Annotated in this window: 19 protein-coding genes and 2 pseudogenes; 20 read left to right on the forward strand and 1 reads right to left on the reverse strand. The window is 71.2% G+C overall.

All coding sequences use genetic code 11. The features are described from left to right. Nucleotides 1-396 precede the first annotated feature (396 nt). The 16 genes and pseudogenes from ACZ47G_RS31470 (at nt 397) to ACZ47G_RS31545 (ending at nt 17,445) form a co-directional block, all read left to right on the forward strand. Nucleotides 397-2,490 carry an alpha-galactosidase gene (locus ACZ47G_RS31470; protein WP_465748515.1) on the forward strand — a complete coding sequence of 698 codons (2,094 nt, stop codon included), beginning with the start codon at nt 397-399 and terminating at the stop codon, nt 2,488-2,490. A gap of 306 nt (nt 2,491-2,796) precedes the next feature. Continuing rightward, nucleotides 2,797-4,431: a PP2C family protein-serine/threonine phosphatase gene (locus tag ACZ47G_RS31475; protein WP_465748517.1), complete on the forward strand. Its 1,635-nt coding sequence runs from the start codon at nt 2,797-2,799 to the stop codon at nt 4,429-4,431. A 205-nt stretch (nt 4,432-4,636) separates the two neighbouring features. After that, nucleotides 4,637-5,098: an SRPBCC family protein gene (locus ACZ47G_RS31480; RefSeq protein WP_465748519.1), complete on the forward strand. Its 462-nt coding sequence runs from the start codon at nt 4,637-4,639 to the stop codon at nt 5,096-5,098. Nucleotides 5,099-5,176: 78 nt separating this feature from the next. Then, nucleotides 5,177-5,308 (forward strand): hypothetical protein, encoded by a 132-nt coding sequence (locus ACZ47G_RS31485; protein ID WP_465748521.1) that lies wholly within the window; start codon nt 5,177-5,179, stop codon nt 5,306-5,308. Further along, nucleotides 5,309-6,226 (forward strand): annotated as a pseudogene (locus ACZ47G_RS31490) (aminotransferase class I/II-fold pyridoxal phosphate-dependent enzyme); the annotation flags it as partial. A 301-nt stretch (nt 6,227-6,527) separates the two neighbouring features. Continuing rightward, the gene (locus ACZ47G_RS31495; RefSeq protein ID WP_465748523.1) at nt 6,528-6,698 is read left to right on the forward strand and encodes a hydrophobic protein; all 171 of its coding nucleotides are present in this window, start codon (nt 6,528-6,530) and stop codon (nt 6,696-6,698) included. Between the two features lie 502 nt (nt 6,699-7,200). Beyond that, nucleotides 7,201-8,187 (forward strand): phenylalanine 4-monooxygenase, encoded by a 987-nt coding sequence (locus ACZ47G_RS31500; protein WP_465748525.1) that lies wholly within the window; start codon nt 7,201-7,203, stop codon nt 8,185-8,187. Nucleotides 8,188-8,780: 593 nt separating this feature from the next. Next, nucleotides 8,781-10,697 carry a putative Ig domain-containing protein gene (locus ACZ47G_RS31505; protein WP_465748527.1) on the forward strand — a complete coding sequence of 639 codons (1,917 nt, stop codon included), beginning with the start codon at nt 8,781-8,783 and terminating at the stop codon, nt 10,695-10,697. A gap of 242 nt (nt 10,698-10,939) precedes the next feature. Then, complete coding sequence (locus ACZ47G_RS31510; RefSeq protein ID WP_465748529.1) at nt 10,940-11,914, forward strand: metal ABC transporter solute-binding protein, Zn/Mn family; 975 nt, start codon at nt 10,940-10,942, stop codon at nt 11,912-11,914. Beyond that, nucleotides 11,911-12,822, forward strand: coding sequence for a metal ABC transporter ATP-binding protein (locus ACZ47G_RS31515; RefSeq protein ID WP_465748531.1), 912 nt, complete (start codon nt 11,911-11,913; stop codon nt 12,820-12,822). The genes ACZ47G_RS31510 and ACZ47G_RS31515 overlap by 4 nt, the downstream gene beginning before the upstream one ends. Further along, the gene (locus ACZ47G_RS31520; RefSeq protein ID WP_465748533.1) at nt 12,806-13,723 is read left to right on the forward strand and encodes a metal ABC transporter permease; all 918 of its coding nucleotides are present in this window, start codon (nt 12,806-12,808) and stop codon (nt 13,721-13,723) included. Before ACZ47G_RS31515 ends, ACZ47G_RS31520 begins: the two co-directional genes overlap by 17 nt. After that, nucleotides 13,720-14,556, forward strand: a complete 837-nt coding sequence (locus ACZ47G_RS31525; RefSeq protein ID WP_465748535.1) for a metal ABC transporter permease — start codon at nt 13,720-13,722, stop codon at nt 14,554-14,556. The genes ACZ47G_RS31520 and ACZ47G_RS31525 overlap by 4 nt, the downstream gene beginning before the upstream one ends. 20 nt (nt 14,557-14,576) lie before the next feature. Then, on the forward strand, nt 14,577-15,089 hold the full coding sequence (locus tag ACZ47G_RS31530) for a Fur family transcriptional regulator (protein ID WP_465748537.1): 513 nt from the start codon (nt 14,577-14,579) through the stop codon (nt 15,087-15,089). A gap of 33 nt (nt 15,090-15,122) precedes the next feature. Next, nucleotides 15,123-15,398, forward strand: a complete 276-nt coding sequence (locus ACZ47G_RS31535) for a hypothetical protein (RefSeq protein ID WP_465748539.1) — start codon at nt 15,123-15,125, stop codon at nt 15,396-15,398. A 2-nt stretch (nt 15,399-15,400) separates the two neighbouring features. Further along, nucleotides 15,401-16,435 carry a CobW family GTP-binding protein gene (locus ACZ47G_RS31540; RefSeq protein WP_465748541.1) on the forward strand — a complete coding sequence of 345 codons (1,035 nt, stop codon included), beginning with the start codon at nt 15,401-15,403 and terminating at the stop codon, nt 16,433-16,435. Continuing rightward, nucleotides 16,432-17,445, forward strand: coding sequence for a WD40 repeat domain-containing protein (locus ACZ47G_RS31545; RefSeq protein ID WP_465748543.1), 1,014 nt, complete (start codon nt 16,432-16,434; stop codon nt 17,443-17,445). Before ACZ47G_RS31540 ends, ACZ47G_RS31545 begins: the two co-directional genes overlap by 4 nt. Before the next feature lie 339 nt (nt 17,446-17,784). On the opposite strand, the gene ACZ47G_RS31550 is transcribed toward ACZ47G_RS31545, so the two are convergent. Then, complete coding sequence (locus tag ACZ47G_RS31550; protein WP_465748545.1) at nt 17,785-18,978, reverse strand: GTP-binding protein; 1,194 nt, start codon at nt 18,976-18,978, stop codon at nt 17,785-17,787. A 228-nt stretch (nt 18,979-19,206) separates the two neighbouring features. Between ACZ47G_RS31550 and rpmB the strand changes: the two genes are divergently transcribed. The 4 genes and pseudogenes from rpmB (at nt 19,207) to ACZ47G_RS31570 (ending at nt 21,287) form a co-directional block, all read left to right on the forward strand. Beyond that, nucleotides 19,207-19,443: a 50S ribosomal protein L28 gene (gene rpmB, locus ACZ47G_RS31555; RefSeq protein ID WP_465748547.1), complete on the forward strand. Its 237-nt coding sequence runs from the start codon at nt 19,207-19,209 to the stop codon at nt 19,441-19,443. Then, nucleotides 19,443-19,748, forward strand: a complete 306-nt coding sequence (gene rpsN / locus ACZ47G_RS31560) for a 30S ribosomal protein S14 (protein ID WP_465748549.1) — start codon at nt 19,443-19,445, stop codon at nt 19,746-19,748. Before rpmB ends, rpsN begins: the two co-directional genes overlap by 1 nt. A 17-nt stretch (nt 19,749-19,765) precedes the next feature. Next, the gene (locus ACZ47G_RS31565; protein ID WP_465748551.1) at nt 19,766-20,953 is read left to right on the forward strand and encodes a CobW family GTP-binding protein; all 1,188 of its coding nucleotides are present in this window, start codon (nt 19,766-19,768) and stop codon (nt 20,951-20,953) included. Between the two features lie 137 nt (nt 20,954-21,090). After that, nucleotides 21,091-21,287: pseudogene (locus ACZ47G_RS31570) on the forward strand (large ribosomal subunit protein bL32). Nucleotides 21,288-21,339 lie beyond the last annotated feature (52 nt).

The following is a 21,339-nucleotide window of genomic DNA, read 5'->3' on the forward strand; positions in this document are numbered from 1 at the left end:
GTACGCGCTGGCCCGGGGCACGTTCGACGTAGGCCTCGATGCACCTGTCCGCGAGGCCCGGGGTGGTGACGACCAGGTCGTGGGGGGCAACATCAATCATCAGCAGGTGTGGGTTTTTGTGTTGAGTCTTGTGGGGTTCTGATTGGTGCAATATCATATGGCATCACCTTCGGAGCCGGGCGGCCCAGCGATCCGCCCTGTCAACGCCCCACCGACGGTGACTGTCTGACGTGCTGTCGTGATGTTCTCCCAGCGTGGCGTCTGTGGGTGCCGCTCGTGGTCACGACCGCGTCCAGGCGCGTCAGAACTCAGAGCCGCCCCCCACCAGCCGTGGCCAGGCCCCGCCCCTTCGGGTGGACGCGGACCTGGCGCACCCAGCACTCGGGAAGCCCCCACATGCGCACATCGCCACCTCGCGTCGCCGGCCTGCTGGCCGCCATGGCGCTCGCCGCCTCCGGCATCGGTGCCACCACCCTCGTCACCGCCGCGCCGGCCGCCGCCCTGGGCAACGGCAACGCCCTGACCCCGCCCATGGGTTGGAACTCCTGGAACAGCTTCAACGCGTCCATCAACGAGACCGAGGTCAAGCAGACCATCGACTTCATGTCGGCCAACGGTCTGGTGCAGGCCGGCTACAACACCGTCACGGTCGACGACGGCTGGTCGATGCGCCACCGGGACGGCCAGACCACGGACTTCGTGAAGAACGCCGACAACGGGATGCAGCTGTACGACAACCACGGCAACCCGGTCTCCGGCACCGACGGCAGCGGCAACGACCCGACCAGCGGCCACCTGGTCCCGGACCCCGACTCGTTCCCCTCGCAGACCGTCAACGGCCGGACCATGAACGGCATCCAGTACCTGGCCTGGTATGCGCACAGCAAGGGCATGAAGTTCGGTCTGTACGCAACCGATACCTACACCACCTGCCAGGGCCACCCCGGCAGCCTGGGCCACGAGTCCACCGATGCCACCGACTTCGTCTCCTGGGGCGTCGACTACGTCAAGTACGACGACTGCCCCTACGGGCCCACGATCACCATCGACAACTACAGCTACTACCCGCAGGGCGAGGGCAAGGAGCTCGCCCGGTCCATCTACGCCCGGACGCAGACCTTCCAGCACGCCCTGGACGCGGCCACCGCCGCCGCAGGCCGGCCGAAGGTCACCCTCAGCCTGTCCGCGCAGCCCGCGCACACCGGTATCCCCTCGCTGCTGAACGCCGACGACCCGGCCCGCACCGACCCGCTGATCGCGGCCGCCGGCACCCTGCCGAACCATGCGCCCGGGTACTACCCCACCGGCGTGTGGTGCGGACAGGTCGCCAACCTCTGCCGGATCGGCGGCGACCGGGACAGTGAGCTGGACGGTGTCCTCTACAACGGCCAGTTGCAGACCGCCCTGCAGTACCCGGGCAACGTCCACCCCGGCAGCTGGAACGACATGGACATGATGTTCGCCGGCTGGCAGGACACCAGCGGCATCTGGGGCGTCACCGACACCTACAAGGGCAACAAGCCGTTCACCGACGACGAATCGCGCACCGAGCTGTCCATCCTGTCGATGATGGCCGCCCCGCTGATCTCCGGCGCCGACCTGCGCACCACCGCCGACTCGCAGCGCACCTCGAACGGCTACACCTGGTCCACCGGCATCAGCGCCTCCGCCCTGGGGCTGCTGAAGAACCCGGACATGATCGCCATCGACCAGGACAGCCTGGCCAAGCCCGCCACCCTGGTCGGCAACCCGCCCACTTCCCCGACGGCCCCCGTCATCCTCAAGCGCCGGCTCGCCAACGGTGACCTGGCCGTCGCGCTGATCAACCAGGACCCGAACAACTGGGCGATGCCCAGCGCCAGCTTCGCGGACCTCGGCCTCGCCGGCTCCAGCTACTCCTACCGGGACCTGTGGACCGGCGCCACCGGCACCACCACGGGCACCATCGGCGGCAACTGGATCCCCGCGCACGGCGTCACGCTCTACCGGATCGCCGGCGGAAGCATCGGCATGGGCGGCGGTGCCGGCACCGGTACCGGCACCGGCATCGTCGGTGACGGCAAGTACCACGCGATCAGCGCGGGCGGCACCGACGGCCGGGCACTCGAAGTCCAGGGCGGCTGCTACGCCGCCACCGGTGCCAACTCCGACATCAACGCCTACCAGAGCGGCAATGCCGCCCAGCAGTGGCTGTTCACGCCCAACGCGGACGGCACGGTGACGATCAGCGACAACTGCTACACCGCTGCCCAGACGCACACCGTACTGGCCGGCGGCAGCGGGGTCGGCAGCGCCTACCTGCTCAACCCCTCGCCCAACAACCCCTGGCAGAAGTGGAAGGTCGTCCAGAACAGCTCCGGCCTGCTGACCATCACCAACGTCGGCAACGGCCTGGTCCTGGACGTCGCGGGCACCACCGCGGGCTCGACCGGGATGACCAACCCGGCCAACCCGGCCGCGGCCGGCCAGAGTTGGACGACCCTGCCCTGAACCCCGGCCGCTGAACCCCGGACCCGCCCCGAACCGTGGCCGGTGCCCCGCACGCCGTCGCAGCGAGCGGGGCACCGGCCGAGCCCGGGCCCGTGGGCACGCCTACCCCGGCGGGGCCCGGCATCCAGGTGTTGGAGCGGTCGGGGGTCCACTCGGCGGTGTGGGGCGGCGCGGCGGGGAACGGCACCGGCTGGTAGCGCGCCACTTCCCGACGCGGCGCCTTTCGGACGGGCCGCTCTGGCGGGAGCGGGGGGACGAACAACAGGAATTGGTCGTCCCACGGAGCCTACGTGTCATGCTCGTCCCATGGATGTCGACGTCGAGCACGAGGTCACGCGGTCCGGGGGACCCGGCGACGGTGGTGTTTTCTCCTCGCGCCAGTACCTGGCCCGCCAGCAGCCACCCGCCCTCAACCCGGTCGCCGAGCCGGCGGTCTCCGCGGTTCAGGAGGTCCTGGCCGGGGTCCCGGGATCGGTGACCTTCCTCCAGCCGGTCCTCGGCCCAGAGGGAGAGGTCACGGATCTGCGCTTCTCGGCGGCCTCGCCCGGGGCGGTGGACATCGGGGGCCGGCGGGGCCGGGATCTGATCGGGCTCAGCGTCCTCCAGACGTATCCCGGGGCGGCGGGCAGTGAGCTGTGGCTCGGCTACCTGAAGGTCCTGGAGACGGGTGAGTGCTATGAGGGCGAGCTGGAGTACGAGGAGGTCGCGGCCGGCATCCCGCACCGCTCGCGCTACGGCGTGCGGGCGGTGCCGTGCCAAGGCGGGCTGATCGTCTCCTGGACCCGCCTGGACACGGGTGAGCGTGAGCAGCGCCGTCTGGCGGTCATGCAGCGCCTGGCGGGCATGGGCTGGGCGGACTGGGACCTGGTTCGCAACGTGATCACCTGGTCCGAGGAGGTTTACACGATCTTCGACCGTGATCCGGCCCAGGGCCCGATGACTCTGGAGGAACTGCCCTCCCACGTCCCGGCCGAGGACCTTCCGGCCCTCGGCGGGGCTGTCCATCAGCTGCTGGGCGACGGTCAGCCGATCGATCACACGTTCCGGATCACCACTCCGGGCGGACAGGTGCGGCACGTGCGGATCGTCGCGGAAGCCGAACTTGACGCGCACGCCGACCCGGTCGAAGTCCACGGCTTCTTCCAGAACCTGACCGCCGCCAAGCACGCGGAACAGCAGCTCCGCCATCACCAGCAGGAGGCGCTCGCCCAGCAGAGCCAGCTGGCCGCCGAACGCCAGCTGGCCGCCCGCCTCCAGGACACTCTCCTTCCGGTGTCCCGCCAGACCCGGATCTTGGCGGGCCTGACCGTCGACGTCGCCTACCAACCCGCGCAGGAAGGTCTCAACCTCGGTGGCGACTGGTACAGCGCCATCGAACTGCCCGACAGTAACGCGCTGTTCGTCGTCGGCGACGTCGCGGGCCACGGGCTCGACGCAGTGGCCACCATGGCGCTGCTGCGCTTCACCGGCAAGGGCATGGCCATCACCGGCACGCCGCTGCCCGCCATCCTGGCCCGCCTCAACACCCTGCTGCTGCACACACCGGACCAGGGTTTCGAGACCGCGACCATGATCATGGCCCGCTACGACCCGGTCGCTTCCCGGCTGACCTGGGTCCGAGCCGGCCACCTGCCCCCGCTGCTGGTGCGCGGGGGCCGAGCCCGCTTCCTGCCGGCTCCCGAGGGCACGCTGCTGGGAGCCACCACGGAGGCGCACTACGAGGCGTCCACCCTCGACCTGCTGCCCGGGGACCACCTGTTCCTCTACACGGACGGGCTGGTCGAGACCCCGGGCCAGGCCCTGGACGAGGGACTGGCCCGTCTGGCGCGCACCGCCCTGGTCCACGTGGGCGATCCGCGCTGCGTGGACGCGCTCACGCGGGCGCTCGTCGGACCACAGGCGCGCCGCGACGACATCTGCGCCCTGCACATCGCCCGCTGAGCGGGGGTGGGTCGCTCGTCCTGCCCACGGTGATCGGCGGAAGGGAGGACTTCGGGCTGGGCGGCTGCGGTCCGCCCACCCGTGACCCGCTCAAGGTGCCCAGCGCCACCGCCCGACGCGTTACCGGGGCGGATCAGTGCATCATCTGCCGAAGGCGGGGCAGGCGAACGGACACCAACGTCCGCATCGTCCGGAAGGATCCGCGATGAGCATGGTGCAGGAATCCATCGAGGTCGACGTGCCGCTGAGCACCGCCTACAACCAGTGGACGCAGTTCGAGGACTTCCCCCGCTTCATGGAAGGCGTCGAGCAGGTCACCCAGCTGGACGAACGCCACAACCACTGGACGACCAGCGTCGCCGGTGCGACCCGCGAGTTCGACACCGAGATCGTCGACCAGCTCCCCGACCACAAGATCGCCTGGCGCACCCTGGGCGGCGACGTCCGCCAGATGGGCGTGGTCACCTTCGAGCGCCTGGGCGAGCAGCGCACCGAGGTGCGGCTGGCGATCGACTTCGAGCCCGAGGGCATCGCGGAAAAGGCGGCCGACGCGATGGGCATGGTCGACCGCAGGGTGAAGGGCGACCTCAAACGCTTCAAGTCCTTCATCGAGGAACGCGGTGTCGAGGAAGGCGGCTGGCGCGGGCGGATCACCCCCGGCAGCTGACCTGATCCCTCACGACCGGGGGCGCCGGCCATCCGGCGCCCCCGTTTTCCGTTCCGGTGCCCGGGCACACGAACCAGCATGGACCAGTCCCAAGCACCGGTGCTCGAAGCGCTCGCGGCGTTCCGCGCCAACCCGCTCACCGTCTTCACGCCGCCCGGCCACAAGCAGGGCCGCGGAACCGACCCCCGGGTCCTGGCAGCCATCGGCTAGGTCTGCCACGCGGCGGGCAAGCCGCTCATCGTGGACGAGGCCTGGGGCGCGCACCTGCCCTTCCACCCCAAACTTCCGCGCTGGGCCATGGACGCCGGCGCGGACGTGTGCGTCACCTCCGTCCACAAAATGGGCTCGGCCCTGGAACAGAGCTCCGTCTTCCACCTCCAGGGCGACCTCGTCGACCCGGCCGTCCTCAAGCAGCGCGAAGACCTGCTCGCCACCACCAGCCCCTCCACCCTCGTCTACGCCGCCCTGGACGGCTGGCGCCGCCAGATGGTTCAGCACGGCCGCACCCTCTACGACCACGCCCTCGAACTCGCCGACACCACCCGCCGGCGGATCGAGCAGATCGACGGCCTCCACGTCCACGACCGGGCGGACTTCTGCGGCCCCGGCCTCGCCTTCGACGTCGACCCCCTCCAGGTCATCATCGACATCTCCGCCCTGGGCACCACCGGCTACCGCGCCGGCGACTGGCTGCGCTCCCACCACCAGCTCACCCTGCACATCTGCGACCACCGCCGCATCAGCGCCCAGCTCACCCACGCCGACGACACCACCACCACCGACACCCTCCTGCGCGGCCTGACCGGACTCGCCGCGATCGCCCACGACCTGCGCCCCGCGCCGCGCGTCCACATCCCCGCTCCACAGGACCTGCGGCTGGAGCAGGTGCTCCTGCCACGCGACGCGTTCTTCGGACCCACCGAACAAGTCCCCGCCGAGAAGGCCGCCGGACGCATCGCCGCCGAGATGCTCACCCCCTACCCGCCCGGCATCCCCGCCGCTCTCCCGGGCGAGCGCCTCAACCAGGACGTCATCGACTACCTGCGCAGCGGCCTGTCCGCCGGCATGCTCATCCCCGACAGCGCCGACCCGCAGCTGGACACGGTGCGCGTCGCCGTCGAGACCTGATCCCCGGCACGCGCCCCATGCCGCAGCACCCCACCCCCGCAGCACCCGCCCCCGCAGCACCCGCCGGAGCCACCGGCTGCGCCCGGCAGGAGGAAGGCGCGCGACCTGGTCGAGCGCCTGTCGGACCGGGCCCGTGTCCAGGCGCGCACCCTCGACGGCCGGCACCACGCTGTCAGCACACAGGTCCTGGTGCCGAACGCCGCCGGCACCGCCTCTGTGCTCTGGACATGCATGGGGAGGGCGGTACGGGGCAGACGAGTCCGCACGAAGGACTTTCGACCGACCATGGAGGTTGCTGACGATGGTTCCCCTTCTGCTCGTGCTCCTGCTGGCCCTGATCCTGTTCGGTGTGGGTTTTGCACTGAAGGCCCTGTGGTGGGTGGCCGTGGTGGTGTTGGTGGTCTGGCTGCTCGGGTTCGTCGCGCGCGGCACCAGCAGCGCTGGCACCCGAGGCCGCTGGTACCGCTGGTAGCACCGCAGCCCGCGGCCGCCCGCGTGGTTCCGAGGACGTCCCGGCAGCCGCCGGGGCGCCGGCGGCAAGGCCCGCTGCGGCCACGCCGAGCGCATCGGCGTGCGTACGGGAGCCGGGAGGCGGGAGCCGGTGTCGGCGGGGCCTGCCGAGCGGCCGGCGCCACCGCATTGATGGTCCGTCAACGAATCCGTTGACGGACCGTCAATGCTGTGTACACCACGGCCCGGTGGCATGACCGCAGGCCGGTTCCAGGGGGAGCCGCCCGAGAGACCGGAGATGATCACCTGTCGTACGGCCGCCGCCGTCGTCCTGTCCGCCGCGACCGTCGTGTCCGGGATGGCCTTCGGCGCCGGGACCGCCGGCGCGGCCGAGCCGCTGCCGTCCAGCGGCGACGACTACCGCATCTCCAGCTACGCGGGCGGCGCCCTCCAGTGGGACGGCCGCAACGCCGGCACTGGTGGTCCGGTTGTCTCTGGTGGGCCGCTGCCCGACCATGAACCGTATGACCGAGCTCGTGAGTCGGACGCCCCTGAGCCCCGATGGTCGTCTCGGGCGGGCTGATCGTCATCCGAGCTTGAGTGATCCGGTGTACCGGCGTCGCCGCGCCGCGGTCGCGGCTCTGGCCGAGGGTCGAGAAGTCGGTGATCGTGCCTGCCGCGTCAGGTACACCGACCGGGAGCACGAGACGTGGCGTTCTGTGTACCGGGCGTTGGTGGCCGCGCACCGCGGCCGGGTGTGCGCCGCGGTGGAGCAGGCGCGTGAGGCGGCGCCGATCCCGGCGGACCACGTGCCGCAGCACGCGGAGGTCGGTGACCGGCTTCGGTCGCTGACCGGGTTCGACTTCGCGGTCGCCGGGGGGTTCGTGCCGAACAAGCGGTTCCTCGGGTCGATGGCATTGGGCTACTTCCACGCCGTGCAGTTCGTGCGGCATCCCGCGCTGCCGCTCTACACCCCGGAGCCGGACATCATCCACGACGTGTTCGGTCACGGCACCCACCTGACCTCGCCGTGGTTCGCCGACCTGTACCGCTTGTTCGGGGCCGCCGCCCAGCGCGTGGACACCGAGGACGCGCTGGACCTGATCAGCCGGGTGTACTGGTTCAGCCTGGAGTACGGCGTGCTGGTGCAACGAGGGCAGGTGCGGGCGTACGGCGCGGCACTGCTGTCCTCCTACGGCGAGCTGGCCCGCCTGCACCTGGCCGAGGTCCGTCCCTGGGACCTCGGGGAGGTGTTGCGCCAACCCTTCGAGGTCGCGGGCTACCAGCCGACCCTGTTCGCGACGCGCTCGCTCGACCACCTCTCCGAGCAACTGCACGCGTTCCTGGACGACTTCGATGAGGAGACCGGGTCCCGGCTGGGGCTGCCGCCGAGGTCACAACGCGGCGCGATTCCCAGACTTCCAGCCGCTGCGGGCGGCCCGGTGGCGGTTCCGGCCGTGCTCGCGGCGGGAGTTGCTGAAGGGCCGACAGATCCCGGTCACCGGTTGTAACTGGGCGGGGTCGCCGTCCTGGACCACTTTGGGACCAAGCGCCCTGGACGCGCATGGACGTCGGTGGTCTGAATCGGACACTGCGTCGCTGGTGTCGGGCGACGCCGTCTGAGGCCAGGTCCGATGGTGCTGTAACCGGTTGAGTCGAACCGGGTGTTGCCGATCGCGTCGGGCCTTTGGTGACCCGGGCCGCGCGCTGTTCCGGAGATCCCGAAATGACGGATGCGAGAGCATCCCGTTGCTGATTTCTCGTCAGATTCTTTCCTTCTCAGAGGTTTCGGCGGCGCGCGCATCCTTCTTTTGCGTTATCCGTTGACTGCGGCCTGTCACCGCTGCTTTTCTTCCGTTCACGCCCCCGCCGGAGCCTCAGTAGGCCGGCCACCGGGCACTGGTTTCCGCTGCTCCACCCGCACCGCAGCTCTGCCGCTGACGCGGCGTCGGTCGACGTCCGTCAGCCCCCACGGCACTGCCGGCAAGCACGGGCCACTCCACCGTTACGCCTCGCGCCCGAGCCTCGCCGGCACCCGCCCTGCCACGAGCCGTCATCCGGGCCGACCGGCACCGGAGTCGGCAGGAGAGAGGAACCCCCACACATGGGCATCCCCCACGTTCGTGCGCTCAGACGAGCGGCCCTGGCCGCCGTCGCGTCGCTGTCCCTCGTCACCGCCGCCCTGACCACCAGCGGTGCCGCCCAGGCGGCCGACGAGTCGGCATCGTCGCAGAAGGGCTCCGTGACCAACCCGTACAGCCCCGCCTACCAGCACTCCTACCGGCACGGCGTCATGCCCACGATCGCACAGAACGAGAAGATGAAGCAGTGGGCCTCCACGCACCAGGAGCCCAGTGCCGGCGCGGCCACCGGACCGCAGACCCTCTCCTACGGCGGAGGGATCGACGGGATCGGCGTGCAGAGCGGCCACTCCAAGGTCTACCTGGTCTTCTACGGCAACCAGTGGGGCACGCAGACCTCGGACGCCAACGGCAACGCCAAGTTCTCGGGCGACTCCGCCGGGGCGGCGGGCGCCGCCCAGCAGATGTTCAAGGGCATCGGCACCGGCAACGAGCTGTGGTCCGCGGACCTGACGCAGTGGTGCGACGGGCCGAACGTGGCCGCCGGGGCCACCAGTTGCCCCTCCAACGCGAACTTCGTCCCGTACCAGAGCGGTGGCGTGCTCGCCGGCGTGTGGTACGACAACGCGGCGGCTTCGCCGAGCGCGGCCACCGGGCACCAGCTCGGCCAGGAAGCCGTCAACGCAGCGGCGCACTTCGGCAACACCACGGCGGCGTCCAACCGGGACGCCTACTACGTGATCCTGTCGCCGCACGGCACCAACCCGGACAACTACCAGAACCAGTACTGCGCGTGGCACGACTACAACGGTGACACCACGCTGACCGGCGGCGCGGTCAACTCCCCGTACGGCGACGTCGCGTTCAGCAACCAGCCGTACAACATCGACTCCGGCGCCGGCTGCGGCGTGGGCTTCGTCAACTCGCCCGGTACGCTGGACGGCTTCACGATGACCCTCGGCCACGAGTGGCACGAGATGATGTCGGACCAGAACCCGGCCGGCGGCTGGACGAACCACGTGTCCGGCAGCTCGTACAACGGCCAGGAGAACTCCGACGAGTGCGCCTGGCTGTCCCCGGGTACCGCGGGCGGCGCGGCCAACATCACCTTCGGCAGCTTCGGTACCTGGGCCGAGCAGGCCAGCTGGTCCAACGACACCAACTCCTGCGCGATCTCCCACCCGATCGTGGGCGGCGGCTCGACGGGCAACACGGTGAGCGTCACCAACCCCGGCAACCAGACCACCGCGCAGGGCGCCTCGGTCAGCCTGCAGGTCCAGGCCAGTGACTCGGCCTCCGGCCAGAGCTTCACCTACTCGGCCACCGGCCTGCCGACCGGCCTCTCCATCAACTCGGCGACCGGCCTGATCACCGGCACCGCCACGGCGGCCGGCAGCTACAACGTGACCGCCACCGCCAAGGACACCACCGGCGCCACCGGCTCCACCAGCTTCGGCTGGACGGTCAACGGCACCGGCGGCTCCTGCACCCCGGCCCAGCTGCTCGGCAACCCCGGCTTCGAGACCGGCTCCGCCGCGCCGTGGACCGCGACCAGCGGCGTCATCGACAACTCGACGTCCGAGCCCGCCCACAGCGGCTCCTGGAAGGCCTGGCTGAACGGCTACGGCACCTCGCACACCGACAGCCTCGCGCAGACCGTCACCATCCCGTCGGGCTGCAAGGCCACCCTGAGCTACTGGCTGCACATCGACACGGCCGAAACCACCACCACCGCCCAGTACGACAAGCTCACCGTGACCGTCAACGGCACCACGGTGGCCACGCACTCCAACCTCGACCACAACACCGGCTACGCCCAGAAGACGATCGACCTGTCGGCCTACGCCGGGCAGAGCGTCACGCTGAAGTTCACCGGCGTGGAGGACTCCTCTCTCCAGACCAGCTTCGTGATCGACGACACCGCGATCCAGACCAGCTGACCCCTGGCCCGTCCGAACCTTCGGCCCGGCGGCTCCTTGCCGCCGGGCCGACCCTTTGGGTGGGTCCCACGGTGTGGCCGGTTCGGCCCTGCTCGGGCGCAGTCAAGGTTTGGCAATGATTTCCATCTCCGAGTCGAGCAGGCTAGTTATGAAAACCGTTTCCATCTAGTGTTGGAGGTGTCCACCGGAGCTGAACCCTGCCGCACACGGCCGGGCCAGCAGGTTTCGAGGAGTAGCCCGTCATGAGCGCAGCCCTGTCCCGCACGGCCCGTCGAAGCGCCGTCAGAGCCGTGGTCGGCGCCGCCGCCGTCGCCGCCCTCGCCGCCACGAGCGCCTGCTCGACCTCCTCGGCCAAGAGCACGTCGCCGACCGCAGGCGCGAGCAGCGGCGGGAGTTCGAAGGTCATCCAGGTGGCGGCGGCGGAGAACTTCTGGGGCTCGATCGCCACCCAGCTCGGCGGTGACCACGTGAAGGTGAGCAGCATCATCACCAACCCGGACACCGACCCGCACTCCTACGAGCCGACCGCCGCCGACGGCCGCACCGTGGCCGGCGCGGACTACGCGATCACCAACGGGATCGGCTACGACGCGTGGTCGGACAAGCTGCTGGCCGCCAACCCGGCGAGCAGCCGGACCGCGTTGAAGGTGGGGGACCTCCTCGGGAAGAAGGAGGGCGACAACCCGCACCAGTGGTACGCGCCGGAGAGCGTCAACAAGGTCGTCGACCAGATCACGGCCGACTACAAGAAGATCGACCCGGCGGACGCCGCGTACTTCGACACCCAGAAGCAGACCTTCGAGACGAAGACGCTGGCCAAGTACAACCAGCTGATATCCGAGATCAAGTCGAAGTACGCGGGCACCCCGATCGGTGCGTCCGAGTCGATCGTCACGCCGCTCGCCGAGGGCCTGGGTCTGAAGATGCTCACCCCGGAGACGTTCCTGGACGCGATGAGCGAGGGCACCGACCCGACCGCCGCCGACAAGGCGGCCATCGACCAGCAGATCAGCGGCAAGCAGATCAAGGTCTACGTGTACAACTCGCAGAACTCGACCCCCGATGTCACCGCGCAGGTGGCCGCCGCGAAGGCGCAGGGCATCCCGGTCGCCACCGTCACCGAGACCCTGGCGCCGGCCAGTGCCACCTTCCAGGACTGGCAGAGCCAGCAGCTGCAGGGCATCGAGGACGCGCTGAAGGCGGCGACGGGCAAGTGAGTGTTCACCCGACCGAAGAGGTCCGTACCCCGAAGGCCGGGGCGGCGACGGACAAGAGTGAACCGGTGCTGTCGCTGCGCGGCGCGGCCGTGCGGGTCGGCGGGCGGACCCTGTGGTCGGGTGTCGAACTGACCGTCGGGGCCGGTGAGTTCACCGCGGTCCTGGGCCCCAACGGAGTCGGCAAGTCCACCCTGGTCAAGGTACTGCTCGGCGTGTTGCCGGCCGCCGCCGGTGAGGTGCGGGTGCTCGGCGAGCGGCCCGGGGCGCGCAACGCCGCCGTGGGCTACCTGCCGCAGCGGCGCAGCTTCGACGCGAGCGTGCGCATCCGCGGGGTGGACGTGGTGCGGCTGGGCCTGGACGGGGATTCGTGGGGGATCCCCGTTCCGGGCTGGGGCCGCGCCAAGCGCCGGGCGGCGCGTGAACGCGTCGCGGAGGTGGTCGAGTTGGTCGGTGCGTCCACGTACGCGCACCGCCCGATCGGGCAGTGTTCGGGAGGTGAGCAGCAGCGGCTGCTGATCGCGCAGGCGCTGATACGGCGCCCACGGGTGCTGCTGCTCGACGAGCCGCTGGACAGCCTCGACCTGCCCAACCAGAGCGCGGTCGCCGCGCTGCTGGGCCGGATCTGCCACCAGGAGAGGGTCGCGGTGGTGATGGTCGCGCACGACGTGAATCCGATCCTGCACCACCTGGACCGGGTGGTGTACATCGCCGAGGGCGGCGCCGTCTCCGGCACCCCCGCCGAGGTGATCACCTCGCAGACGCTGAGCCGCCTGTACCGCACGCCGGTCGAGGTGCTGCGCACCTCGGACGGGCGGCTGGTGGTGGTCGGCCAGCCCGAGGCGCCGGCTCTGCACACCGACCGGCACTCCGATCACGGGAGCGGAGGCGGTCATGCCGCTGGCCTCTGACGCCACGTCGCCCGCCTTCTCCTGGAACCTGATCGCGGACCTCCAGGACATGTGGTCCTACCTATCCATGGTCAACGCCTTCCGGGCCGGACTCGTGGTGGCCGTCGTCTGCGCGGTGGTGGGCTGGTTCATGGTGCTGCGTCGGCAGACCTTCGCCGGGCACACCCTGTCGGTGGCGGCTTTCCCCGGCGCGGCGTTGGCCACGCTGGCGGGCTTCAGCCTCTCGCTCGGCTACTTCGGCTTCTGCGTCGCGGCGGCCCTGGTGATCGCCGCGCTCGGCCGCAAGGGCCGGGAGAGCGGGTCGGAGGAGTCCGCAGTCACCGGCACCGTCCAGGCGTTCGTGCTGGCCTGCGGTTTCCTGTTCATCAGCCTGTACAAGGGCCTGTTGGAGGGGCCGACGGCGCTGCTGTTCGGCGACTTCCTCGGCATCACCACCGGCCAGGTGGTGGTGCTGGCGGTGGTCGGGGCGGTGGTACTGACCGTGCTGGCGGTGATCGGGCGCCCGCTGCTGTTCGCCTCCGTCGACCCGGAGGTCGCCGCCGGGCGCGGAGTGCCGGTGCGGCTGCTCTCCACGGTGTTCCTGGTGCTGCTGGGTGCGGCGACGGCCGAGGCCAGCCAGATCACCGGCACGCTGCTGGTCTTCGCGCTGATGGTGATACCGGCCGCCACCGCCCAGCAGCTCACCGCCCGTCCGGGGCGGAGCCTGCTGTTGGCGGTGCTGATCGGCCTGGCGGCGTGCTGGGCGGGACTGACCGCCGCGTACTACCAGCCCTACCCGCTGGGCTTCTTCGTGACCGGCTTCGCCTTCGCCGGCTATGTCGCGGCCCACCTGGTGCGCATGACCCGCGAGGCCCACGGCCGTCGGGCGCGCGGTCCGCTCGCGATCGGAGGTGCGGCATGAGCACGGTCTTCTCCCAGGAGTTCTTCCAGCACGCGCTGCTGGCCGGGACGTTCATCGCGTCGGCCTGCGGCCTGGTCGGCTACTTCCTGGTACTGCGCGCCCAGATCTTCACCGGCGACGCGCTCAGCCACGTCGCGTTCACGGGGGCGATGGCGGCGTTGGCCGGCGGCTACGACCTGCGGCTGGGCCTGTTCGCCGCGACCATCGGGGTCGGCCTGCTGCTCGGCGGCCTCGGCCGCAAGGGGCGCCCCGACGACGTGGTCATCGGCAGCGTCTTCGCCTGGATCCTCGGCCTGGGCGCGTTCTTCCTCACCCTCTACACCACCTCGCGCAGCGCGGCCCGCGGCGGCGCGGGCACCACCGTGCTGTTCGGCTCCATCTTCGGGCTGAACGGCAGTCAGACCACGCTCGCCGTGGCCATCGCCGCCGCCATCTGCCTGGTGGTCCTGCTCATCGCCCGACCGCTGCTCTTCGCGACCCTCGACGAGGCGGTCGCCGCCGCGCGCGGGGTGCCGGTGCGGCTGCTCGGCTTCGGCTTCCTGGCCCTGGTCGGCGCCTGCGCGGGGGAGGCGACCCAGGCGGTCGGCTCGCTGTTGCTGCTCGGCCTGCTCGCGGCCCCGGCCGGTGCGGCGATCCGCCTCACCGACCGCCCGTTCCGCGCGCTCGCGCTCTCCGGCGCGCTCGCGGTGGGGGAGATGTGGGGCGGGCTGCTGCTCAGCGCCGAAGTGCCGAAGCTGCCGCCGAGCTTCGCCATCATGGCCACCGCCAGCGCCGTCTACGCCGCCACCTTCCTGGTCCGACCCTCGCGGCGCGCCATCCCGGCAGCGGCCTGACCGGCAGGACGGGGGACGCCATGACCGAGACGAGCAGGACCACAGCACCCGCCACCGGCGACCGGCCGCCGGCCGCAGCGAACGCGCGGCGCCGCCGAGTGGCCGATGACACGACCGGCGTCCCGCCGCCGGGCGAGGTGGCGCTGATCGGCCGCCCCACTCCGCAGCGCGTCACCGTGCTCCAGGCCCTGGTCGACACCGAGGGCTTCGTCAGCGCGCAGGCCCTGCACGCCCGGCTGCTCACCACGGGGAGCCGGGTCGGGCTGAGCACCGTCTACCGGACGCTGACCGCGCTGGTCGTCGCAGGCCGGGCCGATGTCGTGCGGGACGAGGCCGGGGAACGGTCCTTCCGCTACCGGCCCGGCGCCGACCACTGCCACTACCTGATCTGCCGTCACTGCGGCTTCAGCCTCCCGGTGGACTCCGCCCCGGTCGAGACCTGGGCCGACGAGATAGGTGTGAGCTCCGGTTTCACCGCCGTCGAGCACACCGTCGAACTGACCGGCACCTGTCTCGCCTGCGCCACTCGTTGAATCCAACCCAACCCCTGAAGGGCGGGTCCTGCCATGCCCAGACCTCCGTCCCCGCACCGCGCGGCCCAACTGAGTGCGATCAAGGAGCAGACCCGACGCCTGCTCGAACTCGGCGACCAGGACACCGTCATGGTGCGCCAACTCGACTGCACCGAACCGGGCTGCCCGCCGGTGGAGACCGTCGTGGCGGTCCTGCCGTCCGCCGGCCCCACCAGGCGCTGGACGCTGCACCACCCGGTGGCCGAGATCACCCCCGAACTGCTCACCGAAGCCCTGGCCGGAGCCCCGGCCGTCTCCGAAGGAGAATGAACGTGCCCGACACCGACACCGACACCGACGCCGCCTCGGACGAGGCCGTGGACACCCGAGTCCCCGTCACCGTCCTGACCGGCTTCCTCGGCTCCGGCAAGACCACCCTGCTCAACCGGATCCTCACCGAGCAGCACGGGATGCGGATCGCCGTCATCGAGAACGAGTTCGGCGAGGTCGGCGTCGACGACGCCCTGGTCCTCGACGCCGAGGAAGAGATCTTCGAGATGAACAACGGCTGCATCTGCTGCACCGTCCGGGGAGACCTGATCCGCATCCTCGGCGCCCTGATGCGCCGCCGCGAGAAGTTCGACCGGATCGTCATCGAGACCACCGGCCTGGCCGACCCCGCCCCCGTCGCGCAGACCTTCTTCATGGACGACGAGATCGCCTCCCACCTGCGCCTGGACGCCATCGTCACCCTGGTCGACGCCGCCCACGTCCTGGAGCACCTCACCGAGGTCAAGCCCGAGGGCGTGGAGAACGAGGCCGTCGAGCAGGTCGCCTTCGCGGACAAGATCGTCCTCAACAAGACCGACCTGGCGACGCCGGAGCAGATCGCCGAGGTGACCTCGCACATCCGGGCCATCAACGCGCTGGTGGAGATCATCCCCGCTCAGCAGGCCCAGGTGCCGCTGACCCGGATCCTGGACGTGCACGCCTTCGACCTGGACCGGGTCCTGGAAGGCGACCCCACCTTCCTCACCGAGACCGAGCACCAGCACGACACCACCGTCACCTCCGTCGGCATCGACCTGCCCGGCGAACTCGACGACAAGCGCCTCAACGCCTGGCTCGGCAACCTGCTCCGCACCCAGGGCGCCGACATCTTCCGATCCAAGGGCATCCTCGCCATCGCCGGCGACGAGCGGCAGTACGTCTTCCAGGGCGTCCACATGCTGCTGGAGGGCGAGAACGGCCGCGAATGGCGCGCGGACGAGACGCGCCGCAACCGGCTCGTCTTCATCGGGCGCAACCTCGACCGCGACGCCCTCAACGAGGGCTTCGCCGCCTGCCTCGCCGGGGTGAACGCATGACCACCGCTTTCGCCGCCGCCTGGACCACCACTGTCGACGATGCCCCGGTGGCCGTCGCGACCGCCGCGGGCCTGGTCGCGGTCGCCGGCGCGGCCGGCACCGGCTGGATCCTCGACATCGCCTCCGGGACCCCTGTCGGCACCGTGACCCTGCCCGGCGGACTCCTGGCCCTGGAGTTCTCACCGGACGCCGCCCACCTCGCCGTGGCCGGGCCGACCGGCCACGGCCTGTGGCGGCGCTCCGACGGACGCTTCCTCACCTGGGACACCGGCCAGTGGTCGGCCGCCGTACGGTGGGCCGCACCGGACCGCGTCGCCGTCGCGGTCGGCCGCCGCGTCCTGGTGCTGGACACCGACGGCATCCAGCAGTGGCGCACGGACCCCGCCCCGAGCACCGTCACGGACCTGGCCTGGCTGCGCGAGGGCCGACGCCTCGTCAGCTCGGCCTACGGCGGCGTGCGCTGCCACGAACGGCACACCGACAAGCCGGTCGCCGAGTACAAGTACCTCGGCTCGCACCTCGCCATCGCCCTCAACCCCGACGGCCGCTGGATCTGCACCGGCAACCAGGACTCCAGCATCCACATCTGGCGCACCCGCGACGGCGACGACCTCACCATGCAGGGCTACCCGGAGAAGATCTCCCGGCTCGCCTTCGACGACTCCGGCCGCTGGCTGGCCTCCGACGGCGCCCCCGACATCACCGTCTGGGACTTCTCCGGCAAGGGCCCGGCCGGCACCAAGCCGCGCTCGCTGCGCGCCCACGAGACCGTCACCGCGCTGGCCTGGCGGCCCGGCGGCGCCGCCCTCCTGGCCAGCGCGGGCGCCGAGGGCACCCTCGCGCTCTGGCGGGCGGACTCCGGACGAGCCGGAGCGCTGCTCAGGCCCGTCGAGGAGCGCGAACTGTCCGAGCCGGTCACCGCGATGGCCTGGGCCGGGCCGGAGCTGCTGGTGCACGCCGACTATGAGGGACGGGTGGAGGCATGGCCACTGCCGGACAGGCTGAGGTGAGGCGGTGGCGCTGCGGCGCTGGGCGGCGCCGGGCATCGCGTAGGGAGATCTCTCTCAGGGGAGGCGCCCGCGCCTACCGCCCCTGCACCCGGAACCCCGTTCTGGTCGCCGTGCGCTGAGCGTGCGGCGGCGGGCCGATGGTGCTGTGGGGCGCCATCGGAAGGCGGCTCGGGGGGCGACCGTGGGGGACGTCGCTCGAGCCGCCGTCACAAGGGAGGTGGTGGGGCCGGCTGTAGTCGGCCCCACCACCTCCTGTCGTGCCGCAGCCGGCCGCTGCGGGTGCTGCGGGCCGCTCGGATCGTCACCGCTCACCGACGATCCCGCGGATCGAGTGGTCGCTCAGGTGGGGCAGTACTCGGCCCAGGCCGGGAACCGGTCGTCGTAGGCCGACCAGGCGTCCGGTCCCGCCGCGAGCTCCGCGTCCGTCAGCAGGCACTCGTCCAGCGCGGCGCGAAGCTGCTCCGGGCGCAGTCCGGTGCCGATGAAGACCAGTTCCTGGCCCCGCGCGGCCTCGTCCGAGGGGGCCGGCGGCTCGGGCCGGGAGGCGTGCACGCCGGAGGGTTCGAATCGGGCGACCGCGCCGGCCTGCGACCAGAGGCCGGTGACGCTGGGGCGGGTGGCGAGTCGGAAGAAGCCCTTGGAGCGCAGGACGGCGCCGAACTCCGGGCTGTCGAGGCGGCGGCTGACCAGGTCCCAGAGCGGTTCGGGGTGGAACGGCCGGTCGGCCCGGTAGACCAGGCTGGAGATGCCGTACTCCTCGGTCTCGGGCACGTGGTCGCCGTTGAGTTCGGCGACCCAGCCCGGGGCCTCCTGGGCGCGGGCGACGTCGAAGCGTCCGGTGCCGAGGACTTCGGCGGCCGGAATCCGGCCGAACGTCGAGCGGACGATCCGGGCGGCCGGGTTGAGGCGGCTGAGGGTGGCCGAGAGCGTGTCGGCCTCCTCGGGGGTGATCAGGTCGGTCTTGTTGAGGACGATCACGTCCGCGAACTCCACCTGGTCCATCAGGAGGTCGCTGACGGTGCGCTCGTCGTCCTCGTACTGGTCCAGGCCGCGGTCGGCGAGTTCGTCGCCGGTGCGCAGTTCGGGGAGGAAGTTGACGGCGTCGACGACGGTGACCATGGTGTCGAGCCGGGCGATGTCGCCCAGCGTCGCGCCGTCGTCGCGGGCGAAGGAGAAGGTCGCCGCGACCGGCATCGGCTCGGAGATGCCGCTGGACTCGATGAGCAGGTAGTCGAAGCGCCCGGCGCGGGCGAGCCGGTCCACCTCCTCCAGCAGGTCGTCGCGCAGGGTGCAGCAGATGCACCCGTTGGTCATCTCGACCAGCCGCTCCTCGGTGCGCGAGAGCGCGCCGCCGCCCTCGCGGACCAGGGCCGCGTCGATGTTGATCTCGCTCATGTCGTTGACGATGACCGCGACGCGCAGGCCCTCCCGGTTGTTGAGGAGGTGGTTGAGCAGGGTCGTCTTGCCCGCGCCGAGGAATCCGGACAGGACGGTGACGGGCAGTGGCGTTGCGAGGGTGGGGCGCCCGGGCACGAGCGGATCTCCTTGCGTGGTGGGCTCCGGCCGGGGTGACTGCCGGCAGGGGCGAAGGGGTGACGGTGGGTCAGCCTCTCGGGGCTGACTCGGGCTCTGGGTCGATTGGCACTATACCGAAATGGAAGTCGTTTTCATCTGGGGTACTGTTGGTTCCGTCAGGACGGGCCATGCGCCCGCCCACCCCGCCGCGCTGCCCCGCCGCGCCCGCGATCACCGGAGTCCGCCATGTCCGCCCACTGCCAACTGACCGGCCGCAAGCCCGGTTTCGGCAACACCATCTCCCACTCGCACCGCCGCACCCCGCGGCGCTTCGACCCCAACATCCAGCGCAAGCGCTACTGGCTGCCCAGCGAGGGCCGGTACGTCCGCCTCACGCTCAGTGCCAAGGGACTCAAGACCGTCGACGTGATCGGCATCGAGGCCGCCGTCGCCCGCATCCGCGCCCGGGGGGAGAAGGTCTGATGGCCAAGCAGAGCAAGATCGCCAAGAACGAGGCCCGCCGCCGGATGATCGCCCGATACGCCGACCGTCGCGCCGAGTTGAAGCGGATCATCGCCCGGCCGGCCAGCACGCCGGCCGAACGCGAAGCCGCCCAGCAGGAGCTGAGCCGCCAGCCCAGGGACGCCAGCGCCACCCGGCTGCGCAACCGCGACAGCGTCGACGGCCGCCCGCGCGGCTACCAGCGCGCCTTCGGCCTCTCCAGGATCAACCTGCGCATCCTCGCCCACGCCGGCCACCTCCCCGGCGTCCGCAAGTCCAGCTGGTGACCACCCGAGGAGGAGCCGTGCCCCAGGACGTCAGACTGCCCGTGGTGGTCGTCGCCGGACTGCACGAGGCGGAGCGCCGCCAGGCGGTGCTGGAACTGCTGGAGGGCTGCGTCGACGCGGTGGTCCTCCACCACGACCTGCGGGACGCGTCCGACGGCGTGGTGCACCGCCACATCCGCGACGGACAAGGCGAGTCGGCCCCGGCGACCGTCCCGCTGACCAACGACTGCCCCTGCTGCGCCGTGCGCGAGGATCTGCTGCCCGAACTCGCCCGGATCGCCGAGGCCGGCCAACACGGGCTCGCCGTCGTTGAGTTGTGGGGAGGCAGCGACCCGCACCCGGTCGTGGAACTGATCGCGGGCGGCGAGGTCGACGACACCTGCATGCACGAGGTGGTCGAACTCGCCGGTGTGGTCGCCGCCGTGGATCCGCTGCGACTGATCGGCGAGCTGTCCGTGCCGGACGCGCTGCACGAGCACGGACAGCACACCAGCGCCGACGACGGCCGCACACTGGCCGAGGCGCTGGCCCACCAGATCGAGTACGCCACCGTGCTGGCCGTGCCGCGGGCCGGCGGCGAAGGTGACGCGCCCGAGCGGCGGGCGGGCCTCGCGATGCTCCGCCAGCTGCACCCCACCGCCCGCTTGGCGCGGTTCGGGACGGGTGAACTGATCCGCGCGGCGCTCGGCGGTTTCGACGTCGCCGCCGCGCGCGACCGGGTCAACCCGGCCCTGGCGCTGCTGCCCCAGGAGCGGGACGAGGCGGGCGTGGCCACCGTGGTCTGGGAGCGCCGCCGCCCGCTGCACCCGACCCGGCTGCACCAGGCGCTGGAGCAACTGGTCCCCGCCGCCCAGCGCAGCCGCGGCCGGTTCTGGCTGGCCAACCGCCCCGACCTGATGCTCGCCTGGGACGCCGCCGGAGCCAGCCTGGCGGTGGAGGAGTGCGGCCCCTGGCTCGCCTCGCTGCCCGACGCGGTCTGGGAGCTCTACCCGCCCACCCGCCGGGCCGCCGCCGCCCTCGACTGGGACCCCCGGCACGGCGACCGCATCCAGCAACTCAGCTTCACCGCCGAAGGACTGGACGCCGACGGAATCGTCGAGCTGCTCGACTCCTGCCTGCTCACCGACGCCGAACTGGTGGCCGGCGAACCGGGATGGAAGGCCCTGCCCGACGCCTTCGCCGACCTGCTGGACGCCCAGTCCTGAACCCCTGCCCTGAAGGAGGGACGGCCCCCGTGGCAAAGCACCCGGGAACCGGACGCCCCCAGAACGCACGCGGGATGACACCGCTGCCCTACTCCTCGACCGCTCGCTGATTTCAACTCACCTACCGGAGAACCGACATGGCCGTCCCCAAGCGCAAGACGTCCCGCAGCAACACCCTCCCTCCTTGCCCGCCCTCGGGCAGGAGGGGCCCATACGCCGCGCCCAGTGGAAGGCCGCGGCGCCGCAGCTCGTCCCGATCACCGTCAACGGACGGGAACTCCTCGTCCCGCGCAACCTGGTCAAGGCGTACGAGCGCGGACTGCTCACGCCCTGAGTCGCAGCTTCGAGCCCGCCCGACCGTCATCCCGGAACCGCCGAATGAGGAC

It is taken from the genome of Kitasatospora sp. NPDC030952, from assembly GCF_055571335.1.